The 19,808-nt window shown below is 44.2% G+C and carries 19 protein-coding genes; 8 read left to right on the forward strand and 11 right to left on the reverse strand.

Annotated elements, in window-relative coordinates; translation table 11 throughout:
- Window positions 1-133: 133 nt before the first annotated feature.
- Both argF and HF888_RS06645 read right to left on the reverse strand, forming a co-directional pair.
- On the reverse strand, window positions 134-1,057 hold the full coding sequence (gene argF / locus HF888_RS06640) for an ornithine carbamoyltransferase (protein ID WP_007017534.1): 924 nt from the start codon (window positions 1,055-1,057) through the stop codon (window positions 134-136).
- A gap of 16 nt (window positions 1,058-1,073) precedes the next feature.
- Window positions 1,074-2,261, reverse strand: coding sequence for an aspartate aminotransferase family protein (locus HF888_RS06645; RefSeq protein WP_243469376.1), 1,188 nt, complete (start codon window positions 2,259-2,261; stop codon window positions 1,074-1,076).
- Window positions 2,262-2,852: 591 nt separating this feature from the next.
- Between HF888_RS06645 and grxD the strand changes: the two genes are divergently transcribed.
- Both grxD and HF888_RS06655 read left to right on the forward strand, forming a co-directional pair.
- The gene (grxD, locus tag HF888_RS06650; RefSeq protein ID WP_007017536.1) at window positions 2,853-3,179 is read left to right on the forward strand and encodes a Grx4 family monothiol glutaredoxin; all 327 of its coding nucleotides are present in this window, start codon (window positions 2,853-2,855) and stop codon (window positions 3,177-3,179) included.
- Window positions 3,180-3,375: 196 nt separating this feature from the next.
- On the forward strand, window positions 3,376-4,773 hold the full coding sequence (locus HF888_RS06655) for a substrate-binding domain-containing protein (protein ID WP_007017537.1): 1,398 nt from the start codon (window positions 3,376-3,378) through the stop codon (window positions 4,771-4,773).
- Here the strand turns inward: HF888_RS06655 and HF888_RS06660 are convergent.
- Window positions 4,739-5,158: a YbaN family protein gene (locus HF888_RS06660; protein ID WP_007017538.1), complete on the reverse strand. Its 420-nt coding sequence runs from the start codon at window positions 5,156-5,158 to the stop codon at window positions 4,739-4,741. The two genes, HF888_RS06655 and HF888_RS06660, sit on opposite strands and share 35 nt — an antisense overlap.
- 113 nt (window positions 5,159-5,271) lie before the next feature.
- Between HF888_RS06660 and HF888_RS06665 the strand changes: the two genes are divergently transcribed.
- On the forward strand, window positions 5,272-5,574 hold the full coding sequence (locus HF888_RS06665) for an STAS domain-containing protein (protein ID WP_007017539.1): 303 nt from the start codon (window positions 5,272-5,274) through the stop codon (window positions 5,572-5,574).
- Between the two features lie 8 nt (window positions 5,575-5,582).
- A complete protein-coding gene (locus tag HF888_RS06670) occupies window positions 5,583-7,265 on the forward strand; it encodes an ATP-binding SpoIIE family protein phosphatase (protein ID WP_007017540.1) in 1,683 nt (560 codons plus the stop codon).
- Between the two features lie 6 nt (window positions 7,266-7,271).
- Here HF888_RS06670 and HF888_RS06675 read toward each other — a convergent pair whose 3' ends face one another.
- Window positions 7,272-7,847 (reverse strand): YecA/YgfB family protein, encoded by a 576-nt coding sequence (locus HF888_RS06675; RefSeq protein ID WP_007017541.1) that lies wholly within the window; start codon window positions 7,845-7,847, stop codon window positions 7,272-7,274.
- A gap of 64 nt (window positions 7,848-7,911) precedes the next feature.
- Here HF888_RS06675 and HF888_RS06680 point away from each other — a divergent pair, with 64 nt between their 5' ends.
- Window positions 7,912-8,841 (forward strand): LysR family transcriptional regulator, encoded by a 930-nt coding sequence (locus tag HF888_RS06680; protein ID WP_007017542.1) that lies wholly within the window; start codon window positions 7,912-7,914, stop codon window positions 8,839-8,841.
- A 315-nt stretch (window positions 8,842-9,156) separates the two neighbouring features.
- Here HF888_RS06680 and HF888_RS06685 read toward each other — a convergent pair whose 3' ends face one another.
- The 4 genes from HF888_RS06685 to HF888_RS06700 form a co-directional block, all read right to left on the reverse strand.
- A complete protein-coding gene (locus HF888_RS06685; RefSeq protein WP_007017543.1) occupies window positions 9,157-9,321 on the reverse strand; it encodes a hypothetical protein in 165 nt (54 codons plus the stop codon).
- A 57-nt stretch (window positions 9,322-9,378) separates the two neighbouring features.
- Window positions 9,379-9,921, reverse strand: a complete 543-nt coding sequence (locus HF888_RS06690) for a DUF2058 domain-containing protein (RefSeq protein WP_007017544.1) — start codon at window positions 9,919-9,921, stop codon at window positions 9,379-9,381.
- Between the two features lie 240 nt (window positions 9,922-10,161).
- A complete protein-coding gene (gene ylqF, locus HF888_RS06695; RefSeq protein WP_007017545.1) occupies window positions 10,162-11,070 on the reverse strand; it encodes a ribosome biogenesis GTPase YlqF in 909 nt (302 codons plus the stop codon).
- A gap of 155 nt (window positions 11,071-11,225) precedes the next feature.
- Window positions 11,226-11,840, reverse strand: a complete 615-nt coding sequence (locus tag HF888_RS06700) for a hypothetical protein (RefSeq protein WP_007017546.1) — start codon at window positions 11,838-11,840, stop codon at window positions 11,226-11,228.
- 125 nt (window positions 11,841-11,965) lie between these two features.
- Here HF888_RS06700 and HF888_RS06705 point away from each other — a divergent pair, with 125 nt between their 5' ends.
- The 3 genes from HF888_RS06705 to HF888_RS06715 all read left to right on the forward strand — a co-directional run bounded on the left by HF888_RS06705 (window position 11,966) and on the right by HF888_RS06715 (window position 13,757).
- Window positions 11,966-12,307 carry a BolA family protein gene (locus HF888_RS06705; protein ID WP_424175754.1) on the forward strand — a complete coding sequence of 114 codons (342 nt, stop codon included), beginning with the start codon at window positions 11,966-11,968 and terminating at the stop codon, window positions 12,305-12,307.
- Window positions 12,308-12,428: 121 nt separating this feature from the next.
- The gene (locus HF888_RS06710) at window positions 12,429-13,115 is read left to right on the forward strand and encodes an START domain-containing protein (protein WP_007017548.1); all 687 of its coding nucleotides are present in this window, start codon (window positions 12,429-12,431) and stop codon (window positions 13,113-13,115) included.
- 378 nt (window positions 13,116-13,493) lie between these two features.
- Window positions 13,494-13,757, forward strand: a complete 264-nt coding sequence (locus tag HF888_RS06715; protein WP_243469377.1) for a GIY-YIG nuclease family protein — start codon at window positions 13,494-13,496, stop codon at window positions 13,755-13,757.
- A 676-nt stretch (window positions 13,758-14,433) separates the two neighbouring features.
- On the opposite strand, the gene putA is transcribed toward HF888_RS06715, so the two are convergent.
- From putA to HF888_RS06730, 3 genes are all read right to left on the reverse strand, one after another.
- Window positions 14,434-17,544 carry a bifunctional proline dehydrogenase/L-glutamate gamma-semialdehyde dehydrogenase PutA gene (gene putA, locus HF888_RS06720; RefSeq protein ID WP_007017550.1) on the reverse strand — a complete coding sequence of 1,037 codons (3,111 nt, stop codon included), beginning with the start codon at window positions 17,542-17,544 and terminating at the stop codon, window positions 14,434-14,436.
- 107 nt (window positions 17,545-17,651) lie between these two features.
- The gene (locus tag HF888_RS06725; protein ID WP_007017551.1) at window positions 17,652-18,413 is read right to left on the reverse strand and encodes a tetratricopeptide repeat protein; all 762 of its coding nucleotides are present in this window, start codon (window positions 18,411-18,413) and stop codon (window positions 17,652-17,654) included.
- On the reverse strand, window positions 18,406-19,803 hold the full coding sequence (locus tag HF888_RS06730; protein WP_007017552.1) for an adenylate/guanylate cyclase domain-containing protein: 1,398 nt from the start codon (window positions 19,801-19,803) through the stop codon (window positions 18,406-18,408). The genes HF888_RS06725 and HF888_RS06730 overlap by 8 nt, the downstream gene beginning before the upstream one ends.
- Window positions 19,804-19,808: the final 5 nt, after the last annotated feature.

Genomic DNA, 19,808 nt, shown 5'->3' on the forward strand with positions numbered 1-19,808 from the left:
TCGTCATTCTCAGCTCGACTGAGAATCCATCCAATTGATTTCAAACCGAATAGTGGATCCTCAATCAAGTTGTGAGGATGGCGGGTTGTAGATTCCCGATCAAGTCGGGAATGACGATTTGGGACACTCAACACTAAGCACTAAGCAAAAATTCCATCAGGGCTTTTTGTGCGTGCAGGCGGTTTTCTGCTTCGTCCCATACCACAGAGCGCGGATCATCAAGCATATCGTGACTGATTTCTTCGCCACGGTGAGCAGGTAAACAGTGCATGAAGAGGGCGTCTTTATCAGCCAAGTCCATCACTGCTGGGCTAACTTGGTAAGATTTAAAAACTTTTTCACGCTCTTTTTGTTCTTCTTCTTGCCCCATGGATGCCCAGACATCCGTCACCAATAAATGGGCACCTTTGGCAGCTTCTTTTGTATCGCGAATGATTTTAACGCGGTCTTTATTGGCTTCCATAAGTTCGGCCATGGGTTCGAAACCTTCAGGGCAGTTCACCACTAAATTAAAATCGAACTGCTTGGCGGCATTGATGTAGCTATGGCACATGTTGTTACCGTCACCCACCCACACCACAGTCTTGCCTTTGATGCTGCCGCGGTGTTCTTGGTAGGTTTGCATATCTGCTAGTAACTGACATGGATGAAAATCATCAGTCAGTGCGTTAATGACGGGTACGCGAGAATTTGCAGAGAAATTTTCAACGATGTCATGGCCAAATGTACGGATCATGATGATGTCACACATACGAGAAAGCACTTTTGCGCTGTCTTCGATAGGCTCACCGCGACCCAATTGAGTATCGCGTGGCGATAGGAAGATCGCTGAGCCACCTAATTGCGCGATACCCGCTTCAAAGCTCACGCGAGTACGGGTAGATGATTTTTCGAAGATCATTCCCAGTACTTTGTTTTTTAGTGGTTCGTAAATTTCCCCTGCACGATGCATGCGCTTCAATTCGGTTGCACGACTGGTGATGTGCTGTAGTTCCGCTGGTGTAAGATCTAACAGCGTCAGAAGGTGTCTCGGGGTTTTAACTTGCATGCTGCCCATAATATAGAGCCTTTTTTTATTGCTTTTCGGCGAGGAAAGCTTTGATCACATTGGCGGTTTTTTCTGCCACTGTGTCCGCTTGCTCGTCAGTTAAAATAAAGGGTGGCAATAAACGTACAACATTTCCTGCTGTAACGTTTAATAACAATCCTTCATCCAATGCCATTTTCATAATGGCGCCGCAGGCTTCATCTGTATTTAAAACAATACCAATCATTAAGCCTTTTCCGCGGTATTCTGTTACTTGCTGATTATCCAAATGTGATTGCAGCTGATGACGAATACGTTCTCCCAACGCTTGAACGCGCTCGCACAAGTTGGCAGAAGTAATTGTGTCGATAACGGCACAGCCTGCGCTACACGCTAGGGGGTTACCGCCATAGGTGGAGCCATGGCTACCGGGTTGAAGCACTTCTGCTGCTTTGCCCTTGGCCAAGCACGCGCCGATAGGCACGCCATTACCCAAGCCTTTTGCGGTCGTCACTACGTCTGGCTTCCAGTTGTAGTGTTGGTACGCAAAATATTGCCCAGTGCGGCCGTTACCCGTTTGAATTTCATCTAGCATATAAAGCAGGTCGTTCTGATCGCATAGTTTGCGTAAGCCCGTTAAATAGTCGTCTAGCCCGGCGGTGACACCACCTTCTCCTTGGACTGGTTCTATTAATACGGCAACAATATTCGGATTCTTTTCAATGGCTTTTTTAGCTGCTTCTAAATCGTTGTAGGGTACACGCTCGAAGCCATCTAAAAGCGGACCAAAGCCAGCTTGAGCGTTTTTATTACCTGTTGCAGTTAGGGTCGCCATAGTGCGGCCGTGGAAAGCATTTTCTGCAACTAAAATAGTTGGTAGTTCGACACCTTTTTCATTGCCATATTTGCGAGCGATTTTGATTGCTGCTTCATTAGCTTCGGCGCCTGAATTGCTGAAGAAAACATTATCCATGCCGCTAATCTTGGTTAGCTTTTCGGCTAATTCGTTTTGTCGATTAATACCGTACAAATTGGAAACATGGACCAGATTATCTGCTTGTTCACAAATAGCTTGAGTCACAGCAGGGTGAGCATGACCTAGCCCGCACACAGCGATGCCCGACAGCGCATCTAGGTAGCTATTGCCTTTGTCATCATATACATAAGCGCCCTTGGCATGACTAAATGTTACTGGTAGCCGGCCGTAGGTATTCATGATCGCTTGATGTTGCACCGATAATTCCTCAGTCGCTTTAAACGCAAAATGGCAGCGTTTAGGCCTTAAATACGCAAAATCTGGCGTATTTGACCGAGCTGCCATAAAAAATAGGGGAAAGATAATACCTAACTTCAAGCCCAATACAAGGCTATTGAGGTGGTGCTTTGGGCTAAAATCCGCTCTAAAAGCCCTAAAGAGGATAAAATCCGCAATAAATATTGGGTGTGAGCTTTTTTTAGTGTTGAATTGCGAATGTTGAATTATGAGTGATGGATTCTCCGGTCTGTCGCTTCGCGACGCCGGAGAATGACGGTTTACAAAAACGTCATTCCCGCGCAGGCGGGAATCCATTTCACTGCTTGAAATCAATTGGATGGATTCTCAGGCAAGCTGAGAATGACGGGGATGTCATTCCCGACTCGATAGGGAATCCATTATGTAGCAACCTAAGTAATTGATTTTAAATTGAAGTATGGTTCCTCAATCAAGTCGAGAACGACGATGTTGAACATCCAAAACCAATCATTAATAGCTAGTGTCCTAGTAAAACACTGGGTTATTCGATAAAATCCAACCAATTGTCCAAGTATCGAGTGAGAGAGTTTTATGTCAGACATCATGGATCAAATCAAAGAGCAAATCGAAAGCAACGACGTCCTGCTTTATATGAAAGGCAACCCTAATCAGCCCCAGTGTGGTTTCTCTGCTCGTGCGGTGCAGGCGCTGATGGAGTGCGGTAAGCGCTTCGCTTATGTTGACGTACTATCTAATCCTGACATTCGTTCAAACTTACCTATATACGCTAACTGGCCAACGTTCCCACAGCTTTGGGTCAAAGGTGAGTTAGTAGGTGGTTGTGACATCATCACGGAAATGGGCGCCAATGGTGAGCTGAAGCAGATTATCGATCAAGCGGTGCCTGACGAAGCTTAACTTAATTTTGAGTTGTGAATGTTGAGTGAGAGTGTTGAGTGATGGATTCTCCGGTCTATGTCGCTACGCGACGCCGGAGAATGACGTGCGCACCCGTCATACCCGACTTGAACACTTGCCACTCTTAAGCCTTGTAACAAATCTGTAATATTAAATCGTTAACCTGCGCACAAATTTATTTGTTACGGGTTAGTCGATGAAATATAGCCTTTTATTCCTTTTCTCTTGGATTTTCTCCTCTTTTGTTTTTGCCTCGTTAAGTGTTGAGCAAGAAGCTCGACTCAATCAATCATTATCAGAAATTCTGGTGAAGCCTGCGCCTTTTGAAGCGCTAGTAGGTTCGTCGGAAAAGACGTTATTCAGCATCCAAGGTTCCAATACTATTGGTGGAAGTTTGGCGCCTAATTTGGCTATGGAGTACTTAAAGGCCAAGGGTGCAAAAAATGTAATGATTCGTCCGTTGCCCACTGCAAACGAGAAGCTGATTACTGGTGATCTGCCGGACCAAGGAAAAAGCGTGAATATCTTTATCGCGGCTCATGGTTCAAGTACCGGCTTTAAAAAACTGGTCGATGGCCAAGCGCAAATCTGGGCAGCCTCTCGCCCAGTCAAAGATAAAGAGGTGAAAGCAGCGCAACCATTAGCAAATTTACGCGCTCCTGAATCAGAGCATGTTCTAGGGATTGATGGTTTGGCGATTATCGTCAATCCAGATAACCCTGTGTCTCAATTAAGTAAGGAACAAGTGGGTTTGATTTATAGCGGTCAAATTAGCAATTGGTCGCAATTGGGTGGTCAAGATCGAGCAATCACACTGTATGCGCGTGATAATAAATCGGGTACCTGGGATAGCTTCAAATCAATGGTGTTAGCAAAAAGGTTTACATTATCGAGCGATGCTTTCCGCTATGAGTCCAGTGAGGATCTTGTCGATAGCGTCCTAACCGATCCTTCTGGTATTGGTTTTGTTGGTCTTGGTTTTGTTAAAGAAGCTAAATTGGTTGCCATTAGCGACGGTCCGGCACAACCTTTTCAGCCATCAATCATGACGGTGGCTACTGAAGACTATGCCTTGAGTCGTCGACTATTTTTGTATACACCGGGCGCGAGCAAAAACAAATATGTAAATGAGTTTTTGGCCTTTGCCGAAGGAATTCAAGGCCAGCGTGTTGTCAATGCCGAAGGTTACATCTCACAAAACGTAGAAGCTATGGATGTTGCTTTGCCTGACGAATTGCCTCAGGACTATTTGGCGATGGTTAAAAACGCTAAGCGTTTGAGTATTAACTTTCGTTTTAAGGAAGGCAGCGCCAAACTCGACAATAAAGCCCTAAAAGATATTCAACGTCTTGCTTATTATATGACGGAACACCCACAGCAAGAACTCGTGCTCATTGGCTTTGGTGATCGCCGCAAAAACAAAGAACGCTCAAAGCTCTTGTCTAAACTACGCGCCATGGCTGTGCGCCGTGAGTTATCTCGCTTAGGTATTTATCCAGATGAAGCCGAAGGCTATGGCGAATACAATCCTGTTGCAGCCTTTGAACAGTCTGCAGCGACTAAGAATCGTCGTGTTGAGGTCTGGCTTCGATAGCAGGAAGATCGGAATTAAGAGTGGGTTGTCGCGCTATGTAGATGCTGACACTCAAGCCTATAGCAGCGAGCACCCACTTTACCCACCAAACAGGAACGACCCAGATAATACTGATCCCCATGGTGACCCAAATCATGGTGATTGCCATAATCTTCCCGCGTAGAGGAATTCCATTACCTTCCAAATAGTGAATGATGTAATTCCCTAGCTTAGGATGCTGAACTAACCAGTTGTAAAAGCGTGGACTAGAGCGTACAAAGCAAGCGGCTGCCAATAGTAAAAACGGCGTTGTGGGAAGTAAGGGTAAGAAAATACCAACCACCCCTAGAACAACACTGATCCAGCCGAATCCGATCAAAAAATAATGAAGAATGCGCTTATTCATAACTTAACTGTATAGCGTTTCTCTGGTTTAGTCTAAAGCATTCCATCGTCATTGCGTAAAATCCTAATCGTAAACTATTCTGCTTATAGGGGTTTATCAAATAAGGAAGAAACATGTCTAGTGTTATTGTCGATGAGCAGGGCTCGGAAGTGATAATTTCCATAAACGGAAGATTCGACTTCAACATCCTGCAGGAATTCCGCGATGCGTATAGCAGTTTAGAGAGTTCAAGTAAGGCCTTCGTAGTGGACTTGGGTAAGACTGAGTATATTGACAGTTCAGCATTAGGCATGTTGTTAAATATGAAAAATCACCTAGGCAGTGATGATCAGGGAATCGAGATTCGGAATTGCCAGCCCAACCTCAAGAAGATTTTTTCAATTGCTCACTTCGATAAGAAATTCTTGTTTAAATAAGGTCTTCGATGCACATATTAGTAGTAGATGATCAGGTAACCAACCGAGAAATTCTAAAATGGTTGCTTGAGGATGAAGGCCATCAAGTTTCCGAGGCGCAAAATGGTGAAGAAGCAGTAAACGAGTTCAAATCTGGCGATTTTGATCTGGTTTTAATGGACGTGATTATGCCCATCATGGACGGCTTGGAAGCCACGAAACGCATAAAAGAAATTGGTCAAGAAGACAATTATGTCCCAGTTATATTCTTAACTGCGTTGGACGACGCGAAAGCTTTGAAAGACTGCCTAGACTCTGGCGGTGACGACTTCTTAAGTAAACCCTACAATGAAGTAATTCTTAAAGCCAAAATACATGCCCATCTTCGTATTCGCGAATTAACGCGCGATATTTCTGAGAAAAACGCTGTGCTCACTCATTACAATAGTTTGTGGCAAAGAGAGCAAAATATTGTTTCCCATATCTTTAACAAAGCCTTAGAGCACAATATAAAAAACACACGCTCACTGCGAACTCACATCCAGCCTGCGTCCACGTTTAATGGTGATATTGTCTTGTCTGCGCCCAGTTTAACTGGCGGGCTCTATGTGTTTGTTGGGGACTTTACCGGACACGGTTTAGGAGCATCCATCGGTACCTTACCGTTGGTACACGCGTTTAATGAACTCGCTATTCGCCATTTAAGTGTGGGTGAAATCGCTTATGAGTTTAACCGTATGCTTCGGTCGATGTTACCTGATTATATGTTTTGCTGTGCCACAATTGTTGAATTGAATGAGAGTGGTGACAGCGTGCAATTATGGACTGGCGGTTTGCCTGATGGATATCTCATTAGTGAATCCGAAGGGGTGGTGGACACACTGTGTTCAGAGAATATGCCCTTGGGCATAGAATCCGATGAAAGATTTAATAAGGGCTTTCAGGTTAAACATCTTAAATCGGATCAGAAGTTAATTATTATCACTGACGGTATTATTGAGGCAGAAAGTCAGCGCGGTGATTTCTTCGGAGAGAAACGCTTGCAGCAATGCCTAAATCAAACTGAGCGAGATTCATTTAAACATGTTTTGAAAACACTAAAGGCCTATACCGCTGAAGCAAAACAAAGTGACGACATTACCCTAGTAGAGGTGAATGCAGGCAAAGTGGAGCTGGAGGAAGGGCAGCATGACCTTGTGAATCATAGTGTTGTTCAAGATGGTATTGTTTGGTCAATGAATTGCACCTTGTCGATACAAGATTTACAACGAGGACAGCCAGTAGAAGAGGTCATGTCTATTTTGGGGGCGCAAAGCGTCATCAGACCTTACCGTGATTTAGTCGGATTATTGATTTCGGAGCTGTATTCAAATGCGTTAGAGCACGGCATCTTGGGTTTAGATAGCGCTTTGAAACAAACCACAGAAGGCTTTCAAAGTTATTACCAGCAAAGAGAGCAACACTTGGCGTCATTAGAAGAAGCACACCTAAAGCTGATGATTCAAGTAATCAATGGTGCAGATCATAGGTTGCTCAATATCCGGATGACGGACAGTGGTAATGGTTTCGATGTGGATAAGATATTTGATGCCAGTCACGAAGATTCATTCGGTCGTGGCATCGGCTTGATTAAGCGATTGTGCAGTCGTGTCGAATACCTAGATGGCGGCAGTACAGTGGACGTGGATTTTCCGTTGCTGCTCAAATCATAATGTGGATTATTTATCGCCGTGATAGAGCAAAAATAAATCCACAACGTTATCAGGTATATCGGCACATACTTGTTTGCTTAAGCGATCGTCTTCGTCAATTTCGGCAAACTCTGGTGCTTCTGCATTCACGCCAGACGCGTAGACGATGGGGAATAGCAGCTCGGCTGCTTGCTCTTCGTGTTCCCCGTACCAGCTTTTTTCGTCTTCCATGCTTAGCATAATAAAGCCTACGCACCAGTTCTCTAGTGGTGCTGCTTCACCGTCTTCATCCGCTTCCACGTTAAGATCGCACGGTACCGGGAAGCTTTGACCGGACTCTACTAATTCGATGATTTCTTTTTGTAGCGTATCAATCAGCGATAGGATTGTTTGCTTATCCTGGTCAGACGACCATTTTACAGGTTCAGCAAAAACAATAGGTTCCAGTGCTAACCAGTCTAGGCGATGTAACGCTACGGCATTGGCGGTAAGTAATCCATGTAGGGCAAAAAAATCCAGCCCATCGGCCACTTCGCTTTGTTCCTCTAAAAAGAGGGCTAGGGTTTCTAACTGATCTTCATCTAATGCGGCTAAGGTACTCATATTGTTCTCAACTCAATACTGATTTATGCTGCTTAGTATAACAGCCACAATAAGAAACCCGAACATGCGTGGACCAAGAGTCACACTTGAGCAATGGCGAACCCTGCAAGCGGTAATTGATCATGGCGGCTATGCCCAAGCTGCTGAAGCTTTGCACAAGAGCCAGTCTTCAATCAGCTATACCGTTGGCAAGCTTCAGGAGCAGCTTGGTATGGAGCTATTGCATATCGAAGGTCGAAAGGCGGTACTGACTTCCGCTGGAGAAGCTCTATTGCAGCGCTCTCGTCATTTGATTGAGCACGCGATGGAATTAGAGGCCGTAGCAGCGAGTTTAGAGCAAGGTTGGGAAGCAGAAGTTCGTTTAGCGATGGATGCGATCTTCCCTAAATCAATTCTGATAAACGCGTTTAAAGATTTTTTACCCAAAAGCAGCAATACCAAGGTCGTGCTCAGAGAAGAAGTGCTGTCGGGTGCAGCCGAAGCGTTACTAGAGAAAAAGGTCGAGTTATCGATTACGCCCGTTGTGCCCCCAGGGTTTATGGGTGAAAAGCTAATGGATATTCAATTTATTGCGGTGGCTCATCCGGATCATGAGCTCCAGAAGCTAGGTCGTCCTGTGACGATGAAAGACCTAGAATCCCAGATGCACATTGTCATTAAAGACAGTGCGATTAAACAAAATCGAGATTCAGGTTGGTTAGGATCGGATTTACGCTGGACAGTCTCTAATTTTGAAAGCGCTAGAGCCTTATTAGCAAGTGGTTTAGGTTTTTCTTGGTTACCGACACATGAAGCCTGTGATTTAATCAACGAAGGCAACGTTAAACCTCTGGAACTGGATACGGATTACCGTAAGCAGGGGAGTTTGTACCTAGTCTATGCGAGTAAAGAAATAGCCGGACCTGCAACGAATCTGCTAGCGGATTGTATTCAGACATGCACAAAAGCTTATGAAGCAACTCATCCAGCTTTAGAAGAGCTAATGGCCAAATAGTGTTTAGTGTTTAGTGTTTAGTGTTGAGTGTTTAGTGTTGAGTGTTTAGTGTTGAGTGTTTAGTGTTTAGTGTTGAGTGTTTAGTGTTTAGTGTTTAGTGTTGAGTTGTGAGTTGTGAGTTGTGAGTTGTGAGTTGTGAGTTGTGAGTTGTGAGTTGTGAGTTTTTCGTCATTCTCCGGCGTCGCGAAGCGACAGACCGGAGAATCCATTATTCACAACTCATAACTCAACATTCAAAACTATTGAAGTGGATTCTCAGTCAAGCTGAGAATGACGATATTGAACACTCAACATTCAACATTCAACACTCACCAATTATTCCATCTCTCGATCAAGCTCATCATGAGCCTTATCAGCACGGGCTTTCGCATTTTCTGATTTGTTATCGGTTTTGTGCATACCCTCGTGATGATTCACATGGTGATGAGAGCTGCATGCTGATAGAAAAACGAAAATGAAGGAAAGAATACTGAATTTCATGGTAAGCCTCCTGGCTAATCAAAGCATGAACTCAGTATAGGCATTTTAAAGGTATGATTACCACATCAAATCATCAGGAATTGGGTAGTCTGCATAGGGATCGTCCTCTTTTGAGAACTCGTCGTCACCACTGACCACTTGAGATGCAATGTAATCTTCATTTCGCTGGCGGATTTTGTCGGCAATATTCGCTGGGATAACGTGATAGGTGGGACCTAGCTTGGCGATGGCTAAAACGCCACGGCTCAGTTGCTTGTGAGCCCGATCAGTAACCTGAATACGTTTTATCTTTTTACCGTCGGTAAAATTGTAATCAATTTCGCCATTATTCAAGTCAATCGCATTGCTTTCGATGAGTTGTTTGATTTGCGCGGCAATAGCTTTGGCTTTGGCCTTTTCATTTTGCTCTTCATTTAAGGCGCGATCTTTCTCGAGCTTAGCTTTACGAGCTTCTTCTGCTCGTAATTTGGCTTCGTCAATGACATCCTCGCCTTCACGCTTCTGCTTGGCTTGCTTTTGCTTTTCGCGTTCTGATTGCTTTAATTTTTTCTTATTGGTTAAGCCTGCGCTTAGCAGTTGTTCTTGTAGAGACTTTGCCATAGGTGCTTTTTAATTTATGAGATGTGAATTATAAGTATTTAGTAACGATATAAATTTTTTAGATGTCATTCCCGACCTGATCGGGAGTCCATTGTCCAGTTTGAAATCAATTAGATGGATCCTCAATCGAGTTGAGGATGACAAAAAAACTGTCATTCCCGACTTGATCGGGAATCCATTGTCCAGTTTGAAATCAATTAGGTGGATTCTCAATCAAGTTGAGGACCACTTAGTGTTTCATTATTTCTTCGCTTTTTTCTCTTCAGCTTCAGCTTCTTTACGAGCCCGCTCTTCCGCTAATGCCGCTTCTTCTGCTTCCATTATGTCTGGCGTTTCATAGGTTAATTTGCCCATTTTGCCGTTACGAAGTTCATGGATCAAGATTTCAGCTGCTTTATGCATATCAACCACGCCACCACTTCGCAAGCAACCGCGCTTGCGCCCAATGGCATCAATGACCTCTTCGCCACTCTCGGGTAGTGCCTTTAATTTGTAGCGTTCGACTAAGCGTTCCGGATAAAGGTCGATAAGCATTTGCCCAGCAAATTCGGCTACTTCAAAATAATCCAATGCAGTGTCACGAACCGCACCACTTGCTGCTAAACGAAAACCACTTTTCACATTATGTATTTTGGGCCATAAAATCCCTGGCGTGTCGGATAACACAATGCCGTCGTTGATTTTAATTTGTTGTGGATGACGAGTTAGGGCTGGCAAGTTGCCAGCCTTAGCGACGGTACGTCCAGCGAGTGTGTTGATCAATGTCGACTTACCGACGTTGGGAATACCGACAATCATGGTACGAATGGATTTTTTCGATTCGCGACGTTCCGGTAGCATTTCATGGCAATATTGAGTGATGCGTTTGACTTGTTTTTTATCTAAGCCAGTAAGTGCAATAGCTCGTGTATTCTCACGACTATTAAAATAATCCAGCCATACTTGGGTCAATTCAGGATCGGCTAAGTCCGTCTTGTTCAGTAATTTTAAGCAAGGGCGGTCTTTCAATAGATCGGGAATGATGGGGTTTTCACTGGAATAGGGCAGGCGTGCGTCTAGAACTTCAATCACTAAATCGATATTGGCGATAGTCTCTAAAATTTGCTTACGGGCACGATGCATGTGTCCAGGGAACCATTGAATGGCCATTTACTACTACCTATTAATATCAATATCGTTTTTGTCAGCGTACTGAGGAAAGTGCTCAGCTATCAAGATAGGATAAGCAAAGCCTTGATTGGGTGATATTTTAACTGAAGAATTAAAATTAAACACCCAATCGGCTTTGTCGAGAGGTCACGATGTTAAGCAAAGATACTGTTGCTAGAGGTCTCTTTTTCTTCCTCCTGGCTTTCACCGAAAATGCTGTTTTCTTGAGGCTCAGACTCGCCCGCCGTCTCAGAAAGAGCTTCATGAGACTCTTCAGTATGTGCTTCAGCTTCGTTAGCAGCTTCAGCAGTTTCATCGCGGTTGATGTCAGCCTGCTCTGCTTCAATTTCGGCGCGGATTTCGGCTTCTAGCTTTTCACGCTCTTGTTGAGCGATTTTTTCTGCTTTCTTTTCATCTTTAGCTGCTTGTTTGTCTTGCTGAGCCCAGTTTGTGCCGGTGACTTCAAGTTGATCTAGGCCTTGCTCTTCTGCGATCTCTTGGGCAATGCTGTTAGCCATTTCATCCGCTTCTTTAGAAAGCATCTTACGTTCTACTGGTTCAAGCGCATTGAACATATCGATAAGAGCTTGGCTCAAAGCTTCACGAACCAATACCTGCTTGTCCTTATTGAAGCGCTTGCTGATGATGTTAATCATGGCCATATCAGCGCTGCTGACGCTCAAATCTAGAGGGGTAAAAGTGGCCTCTTGTGCCTTGAGTTCTTGTTCTTCTTGGTAGAATTGTTCAATCAAAGATTGTGCGTTGCTCATGATTTGGCCTCTGGGGTGGACTCCGTTTAAAACACTGTTATTTATACATTGGGGGCAGGGTGAGCGTCAATGGATATATGTATATCCATACATGTTTTTACACTTGGCTGGCCGCAAGGCACAATATGCCAAGGCGTAAATATTTATTAGAGTTGCAGATCATGATTCAAGAAACTATCGAGCAAAAATTAAACGACCAGTTCAGTGTTAAGCATTTAGAAATCGTTAACGAAAGCCATATGCACAGTGTGCCAGCCAATTCCGAAACACACTTTAAGGTGGTGCTCGTAGCTGATGAGTTTGCTGGCATGAACAAAGTCAAGCAACACCAAGCGATCTATGCGGCGCTTAAAGATGAACTCGCAGGTCCGGTACATGCCCTTGCCTTGCATACCTTTGCGCCGGACACTTGGCAGAAACAAAGCGTGCCTGATTCTCCTAATTGTTTGGGTGGTAATGGAAAATAATGCATCGCAACGCTATGGCAATGACCCAAATGCCAATAATCTCGGTTATTTGAGTCATTGCCTTTTGTGGAGAAAATAATTACTGTCTTATTGTTCTACAATAAAAACAAGACGGTGAATCATGAAACTCCTATCCCAAATCTTATCTATTGCGATTTTTGCCATGTTACCCCTGCAGGCTTCTAGTGCAGATAGCACAAGCAGTTCAGTATCAGAATGGGACCTTGAGGCTGACAATGAAGATTTAGCAATCGAAGTTTTTACTCGATCTGTCGGGGATTCACCACTCAAAGAGTTTAAAGGTGTTACCTTTATAAAAGCCCCAGTGACCGCTTTTGTTGCTTTGTTGGAGGATACTAAGCGTGCCACACAATGGATGCACAACGTGATTCAATTTGACATGGTCGAAGAAATTTCGGATACCGAGAAAGTGGTGTACACAGTTAATGAAACCCCGTGGCCGGTAACAGACCGTGACGTATACGTGCATTCGTCTTTTGTTGCAGATAGTAAAGGTGCTGTCACCTCACATCTAAGGGCGCAAGGTGGCCATACTAAAAATGATGACTTTGTGCGTATGCCGAGTATTCAAGGAAAATGGGAATTTACACCGCAAGACGATGGCATGACCAAAGTGGTATATCAAGTACACGCTGATCCAGGCGGTAGTCTTCCCGACTGGTTGGTAAATGCCATCGTGGTGGATACGCCATTGAATACCTTAGAAAACCTCCATGAAGTCATTCATGACGAACAGTACCAAGACAAAGAGTATGACTTTATTAATAAAGCGATAGCGGCTGATTAGTCTTGAGTTTCATACGTCATTCCCGACTCGGTCGAGAATACTCTACTAGTCATACCGGACTTGATCTGGTATCCATTGAACGGGCTTGAAGTCAATTGGATGGATCCTCCGGTCTAAGTCGCTTCGCGACGCCGGAGGATGACGGTGTTACTTTGTCCGAGTATGATTTTTGGTCATTCCCGCGGATGATTCTTCCTCGTCATTCCCGCGAAGGCGGGAATCCATTTAGCGGTATGAAATCATTTAGCACCGGGCATGTGAAAAACTTCAACTCTCAAAAAAATAAGAAATCTAGCTGATTCCAGTTTTTGCTCAGTTCTCGAAAAATTGAAGTTTTCGAGGAGTGATGAAATGAATAAAACACCTTGTGTGTACATCATGACTAATTATCGAAAAGGCACCATCTATGTTGGAGTTACATCGGATTTAAAAAAGCGAGTGTGGCAACATAAGAACAATGCAGTTGATTCCTTTACCGCGCGGTATGGATTAAAAACGTTAGTCTATTACGAAGTTACTGAAAATATGGAAAGTGCTATTCAACGAGAAAAGAGGTTAAAGCATTGGAATCGTTCTTGGAAGTTGAATCTAATCGATAGCTTTAATCCTAGTTGGCGTGATCTGTATATTGATTTATTTTGATGGATCCTCCGGTCTAAGTCGCTTCGCGACGCCGGAGGATGACGGTGTTACTTTGTCCGAGTATGATTTTTGGTCATTCCCGCGAAGGCGGGAATCCATTTTGTAGTCTGAAATCAATCGTATGGATCCTCTGGTCTCTGTCGCTTCGCGACGCCGCAGGATGACGGTGTTACTTTGTCCGCGGATGATTTTGGTCATTCCCGCGAAGGTGGGAATCCATTTTGCAGTTTGAAATCAATCGTATGGATCCTCCGGTCTATGTCGCTTCGCGACGCCGTAGGAAGACGGCGTTGTCTTTTCCGCGGATGATTCTTCCTCGTCATTCCCGCGAAGGCGGGAATCCATTTTGCAGTTTGAAATCAATCGTATGGATCCTCTGGTCTCTGTCGCCTCGCGACGCCGCAGGATGACGGTGTTACTTTGTCCGCGGATGATTTTGGTCATTCCCGCGAAGGTGGGAATCCACCTTCTTATTTTTTTAATGTTGGCTTTTGTGTTGTTAGTTGTGGATCCTCCGGTCTATGTTGCGTCGCGACGCCGTAGGAAGACGGCGTTGTCTTTTCCGCGGATGATTCTTCCTCGTCATTCCCGCGAAGGCGGGAATCCATTTTGCAGTTTGAAATCAATCGGATGGATTCTCAGTCAAGCTGAGAATGACAATGTCCACAACTCACAATTAGCTAAGCAAATCTTGATTACCACCAAACGCAGTAATATTACTCGTTAACGTTTTTTCTTTTACAAAGGCGTGTACGTAATTTGGTCCACCGGCTTTCGGGCCAGTGCCAGACATGCCATGCCCACCAAAAGGTTGAGCGCCAACCTTTGCTCCAATCATTTCGCGGTTGATGTACACATTGCCAACGCCCACACGGTGACTTATGTAGTTAATCCAGCGTTGATTACGTGAGTGAATACCAAAGGTCAGTCCATAATTTAAGGCATTTACTTGCTGGATAATGCTTTCCAGTTCGTCAGGTTTAAAGCTAATCACATGAAGAATAGGACCAAAATGCTCTTGCGTTAATTCAGACAGCGATTTAATTTCCCAGGCGCTAGGTGCCATATAATTATCGCTAGGAAGTTTTGAATGAATTGGTGCTGTGGCTATATGTTTGGCATTTTTCTGCAGCCAATCAATATGGTTACTTAAAGACTGTTGGGCTTCTGAGTCAATGAGTGGGCCCATATCGGTATTTCGTAAAAATGGCGAATCGATATTCAGTAATGCCATTCGCCCTTGTAGTTGGCGATAGAATGTTTCTTTAATATCCTCCTGAATATAAAGTACTCGCAATGCACTGCAACGCTGACCGCTGCTATCGAAGGCCGACGCTACAACATCTTGTACTAGTTGCTCGATTAAGGCAGTACTATCCGCAACCATTATATTTTGTCCGCCTGTTTCGGCGACGAAGGGTGTGAATCCATGACCATATTCAATTAGCCAGCTTTGAATTTGTTTAGCCGCAGAAATCGACCCTGTAAAACACACCATACTAATTTGCTTTGCGTGAATTAACCCATGCGCAATATCCGAGCCTTTTCCGGGTAAAAAGAACAATTTTTCTGGATGAATATCTGCTTCTAAGAGTAACTCCATTACACGATACGCAATGATGCTTGTCTGGCGTGCGGGTTTTGCAATAATGCGGTTACCACATCCTAGGGCAGCAGAAACTTGTCCAATGAAGGTAGCGAGAGGGAAGTTCCAAGGACTAATACACAACACTGTGCCTCTTGGATCGTAGGTTAAAAGGTTTTCTTCACCGGTAACTGAATCCAGAATACTTGGGTCGGCGAAATTCTTTTGCGCTTGGCGTGCGTAATAGCGCACGAGATCCACGGCTTCTCTGACTTCGTCATGGGCATTTTGTAATGTCTTGCCAGCTTCTTCCATGCATAAATACATCAATTCATGTTTGTTTTGCACCAAGAGGTCAGCAAAACGCTCTAATCGCGCACAAACATGTTCAATCGGTTCGTCAGGCAATGGATGTGATTTTAAGAACGATACGCAACGATCTAAAATCGCTTGATCACAATAATGTACGCGTCCCATTGTACGCTTATCAACTGGGCTGATAATCGCATGGCCTTCATTAGGTTCGATGGCTTCACCCGCGATCATACAAAGTACTTCATAGTATTCTTCATGGAAGGGTAGGATTTGATCCATAGTGTCATAATAGACTTGATCATTACCTAGTTCTGCGCCCTCGCTGTTGGGGTAATCTACAAAGAGTTCGCGTGGTGATGGAATATTAGGGTTGGCGATGGAGCTTTGCATCAAAAAGTCAGCCGGATGCTGTAATAAGTGATGCATCGGAATGTAAGGATCTTGAACTTGAAAAACAAACGACGTATTCGCTCCGTTTTCAATTAAGCGTCTGACCATATAGGGCAATACGTCTCTGTGTTTACCTACTGGGGCGTAAATACGAAACGCAATGTCATGCTTCTTGCGGATCTCATGGAACAACGCAGAGCCCATTCCTTGCAAGCGTTGCAATTCAAACGGGACTTGGCTGTTCATCTCCAATAAATATTGTACTGTCCACGCATTGTGGCTAGCGAAGCGCGGTTGTAACCAAACCTCTTGCTGACACAAAAGAAAGCGTGCGCAATTTAAGTAATTTAAATCTGTACTGGCTTTTTGGGTTAGGACTGGATACTCAGTTAAACCATGTTGTTGAGCCCATTTAATTTCAGAATCCCAGTATGCGCCTTTTACTAATCGTAGCGGTATGCGTTTTTGTTCTTTTTGCGCCAGTGCATGTAGCCAATGCACAATAGCCAGCGCGCGTTTACCGTAAGCTTGAACTGCGATACCCAAGTGTTCCCAATTTGCCATGCTTTGATGGCTGAAGACGGACTCAAAAACTTGCAGCATCATGTCCAAACGATACTGTTCTTCCGCGTCAATAGTAATCGGGACGTCATGCTCTTTGGCCAAGGTCGCTAGCTTTAGAATACGTTCCATTAAAATGGGTACAACGGTATGTTGCTGATTGGGTTCGTATCTAGGATGCAATGCTGATAGTTTAATGGAGATATTATCATGTAGCTGTTTATGCTGATTGTTTCGTGCAATGGTTTCTATTGCATGGCTGTATGCGCGCAGATAGTGTTGTGCATCTTCTTCGGTAATGGCTTGTTCACCCAGCATATCAAAACTACAAGCGGTATTTTCAGATTCTAGTTTTACCGACTTAGTTACCGCATCTTCAATGCTTTCGGCAAAAATAAACTGCTCGCTTAATACGCGAATAGCTCTATTGACAGCTTCTCTTGTGATGCTTAGGGTCAATTTACTAACTAGGCCATTAATGGCTTCTACAGGGTTATTGTGCTTGGGTTTCAGCATACGGCCGCTCAGAGCCAGTCCCCAGCTGGCTGCATTTACCCAAAAGCTATCGCTTTTATTCAAATGGTGTTGCCAACCGCGATCAGAGATTTTGTCGACCAGTAGCTGATCGGCTGTGGCTTTGTCAGGTACGCGTACGAGTGCCTCTGCTAAACACATTAGTGTAATACCTTCGTCCGTGCTGAGTTCGTATTCTTGCAATAGCTGATGTAAAACGGATTGGCTGTGCTGCTTGCGGATAATCTCAACAAGGCTTTCTACGGTTTTATTGAATTGCTCATTACCGGACTCAGGAAAAGTTTCGAGCAAGTCTTGAACATAGTCCTGCTCGTCGCAGAGATAGAGTTGGTTGATTTTTGCACGGAGTGATGGGGTGGATTCGTTATTAATACTGGAAGGGTCCAGTAAGAAGTCCATCATGCAGGGTTCCTCGGGCAGTTAATCGCGAACAATAAAAGGGAATGAAGACAAGTATAGTCTCCAATTCCAGCGTGCCCAATTTGTTGGATCAATAAAGTGTCGTCTGTTTATTGAATTTGGCGTATTTTATCTAATTTGCGCAATACCTTTTGAGCGCGTGTGAGCTTTTCGTCAATAAGGCCTGGGGAAGGATGCCATTGCTTGGCTTCAGCCCAAAGTTCGATGGCTAGCTCGATTTCGCCGATGCGATAAGCTTGATCACCTTGTTCGTCTTTTTTCTGAGCTTGATCTTGAATTAATTCGAGGCCAGCTCGCATTAAACGATTAAGCTCACGGTCTTTATAGGCGCGCGCTAGAATAGATTGGCGTAACCTGTGTATTTCTGAAAACGCTTGTTGTTCTATGGCCTGGCTCAGTTGTTTAGAATATGAACGAATCTCTGACTGCAGCTTACCCCGTTGCTGAAGATTGAGGCGCTTTGACATATCGAGCCAGTTTTTGTGTTGTTTCACCTCGGGGTTGAGTTCTAGGGCTTGCTCATGGGATAGACGGGCAAGGGAGTATTGTCGAGTCTCATAAGCCTGCTCGCTCAGCGTTTGCAACTGCTTTGCCAATGAAGCTTTTTTTAGCTCCACATCAACAAGATCGTCTTGCCACCAAGGAAGGTTGTGATGTTGCTTGAGATATTCTTGAGTTTTCTGTTTCTGCATTAACCAACTGCCTTGTGCCACAGTTTCGCGTATTTGCAATGCAATGACTTTGTTTTGTTGTTGGTCGTTGAGAGGTGGCGGTGCTTGCAGCAGCTTAGTTGAGCAGGCTGATAGCAGAAAAATAACAATTATAAGCGCAAAGCGATCCAGTCTAATCATTGGATTGCAATGCCTCCATTTCTCGTTCTTGCTCTTGCAATAGGCGGTTAAATTTGGGCGCTAAGTGAGATACTTGATAAGCGGTCACGGGGGCTTTCTTTCCTTTCACCAAGATTTCTGATCCCTTATCAGTAAATAAAGAATCTTTAGTAGATGGTTCTTTTAAAATCGCGTCACTGATCATGAGACCATTGGTGACACAGTGGTCACACAGTCGGGAAGCAAGGTTGACAGTATCGCCACTAATACTGAAGTGAAGACGTTCATGATCGCCAATAGTTCCCGCCATGACCTCGCCACAATGCACGCCAATGCGGATACCAATGACTGGCTTGCCTTGTTCTTTTCTTTGAGCATTGGTCATATCAATTAAGCGTAGCAATATTTGGGCAGAACAAATGGCATTGATCGCGTGTTTCTGATCGTCTTTATGGACACCGAATGTCAGCATGGCGCCGTCGCCAATGAAGTTGTCGACACTTCCACGGTACATCTTGGCTGCCATGTGAACTAGAAAGTAGTATTGATTGAGTAGTTCTGCAATTTCCTCATCGTCATGGCGCTCGCAAAATTGAGTGAACTTGACCAAGTCCACAAACAAGATTGAACCATAGGTTTTGGTGATAGGGTGACGTTTGCGTGATAGGTCAGACAATATGCTATTGGCAATGTCCTTGGAGATATAAGTACTAAATTTGTGCTCAATGGCTTCTTTATCTTTCAGTCCCTGAATCATACTATCCATAGATCGCACAAGATCGCCCACCTCATCATGACTTGCGCGCGGTAAACTTGGGTTTAAATCCCCTTGCGCAACGCGTTCTGCTGCTTCTTGTAATTGATTGAGCGGACTGGCAACGCGGCGGGCAAAAATGGCCGACAAGATCAAAGCAAAGAAAGCTAAAGTTAAAGAAATTATCGTGATGAGTTTAGCTAGACGTTTTAATGACTGAGTAACAATACTCAAATCGAGTTCGATTAATAAATAACCGGCTAATACATCATGAAAAAATATAGGTTGCTGGTATTCCTTTAGAACAGGTTGTAACGCTTTACGTTGTTCGGCAATTAAACTGTCGCTGGTAATGACGGTTTCTTCACTCAGTGATTTAATACTTAGACGTACGACAGAATCGTGTTGATCGGTAATTCGGTCAAACATGATATTTAAAGCAAGTTTGTCGTCAGCCATCAGTGGCTCTGCACTAGAGTTGGCGATTTGTTGACCAAGCGCGCGAGCATAAGTGTCTGCTTGGTAGTTAAGAAGTGTATTAAGGTTGCTTTGAGCCCACCAAGCGAGAGAGCCTAGAGACAAGGCCAATAGTGCGACCATCGCTAGCAATATCTGCCAAAAAAGCGGAAAGCGATAATCAGATAATGGTCGCAACAAAAGGA

Origin of the sequence: Bermanella marisrubri (assembly GCF_012295615.1) — a bacterium.
GTDB lineage: Bacteria > Pseudomonadota > Gammaproteobacteria > Pseudomonadales > Oceanobacteraceae > Bermanella > Bermanella marisrubri.

Coding starts and splice junctions, on each gene's coding strand:
- argF (WP_007017534.1), bottom strand. CDS start 1,057: ATGGGCAGCATGCAAGTTAAAACCCCGAGACACCTTCTGACGCTGTTA.
- grxD (WP_007017536.1), top strand. CDS start 2,853: ATGTCAGACATCATGGATCAAATCAAAGAGCAAATCGAAAGCAACGAC.
- HF888_RS06655 (WP_007017537.1), top strand. CDS start 3,376: ATGAAATATAGCCTTTTATTCCTTTTCTCTTGGATTTTCTCCTCTTTT.
- HF888_RS06660 (WP_007017538.1), bottom strand. CDS start 5,158: ATGAATAAGCGCATTCTTCATTATTTTTTGATCGGATTCGGCTGGATC.
- HF888_RS06665 (WP_007017539.1), top strand. CDS start 5,272: ATGTCTAGTGTTATTGTCGATGAGCAGGGCTCGGAAGTGATAATTTCC.
- HF888_RS06670 (WP_007017540.1), top strand. CDS start 5,583: ATGCACATATTAGTAGTAGATGATCAGGTAACCAACCGAGAAATTCTA.
- HF888_RS06675 (WP_007017541.1), bottom strand. CDS start 7,847: ATGAGTACCTTAGCCGCATTAGATGAAGATCAGTTAGAAACCCTAGCC.
- HF888_RS06680 (WP_007017542.1), top strand. CDS start 7,912: ATGCGTGGACCAAGAGTCACACTTGAGCAATGGCGAACCCTGCAAGCG.
- HF888_RS06685 (WP_007017543.1), bottom strand. CDS start 9,321: ATGAAATTCAGTATTCTTTCCTTCATTTTCGTTTTTCTATCAGCATGC.
- HF888_RS06690 (WP_007017544.1), bottom strand. CDS start 9,921: ATGGCAAAGTCTCTACAAGAACAACTGCTAAGCGCAGGCTTAACCAAT.
- ylqF (WP_007017545.1), bottom strand. CDS start 11,070: ATGGCCATTCAATGGTTCCCTGGACACATGCATCGTGCCCGTAAGCAA.
- HF888_RS06700 (WP_007017546.1), bottom strand. CDS start 11,840: ATGAGCAACGCACAATCTTTGATTGAACAATTCTACCAAGAAGAACAA.
- HF888_RS06705 (WP_424175754.1), top strand. CDS start 11,966: ATGCCAAGGCGTAAATATTTATTAGAGTTGCAGATCATGATTCAAGAA.
- HF888_RS06710 (WP_007017548.1), top strand. CDS start 12,429: ATGAAACTCCTATCCCAAATCTTATCTATTGCGATTTTTGCCATGTTA.
- HF888_RS06715 (WP_243469377.1), top strand. CDS start 13,494: ATGACTAATTATCGAAAAGGCACCATCTATGTTGGAGTTACATCGGAT.
- putA (WP_007017550.1), bottom strand. CDS start 17,544: ATGATGGACTTCTTACTGGACCCTTCCAGTATTAATAACGAATCCACC.
- HF888_RS06725 (WP_007017551.1), bottom strand. CDS start 18,413: ATGATTAGACTGGATCGCTTTGCGCTTATAATTGTTATTTTTCTGCTA.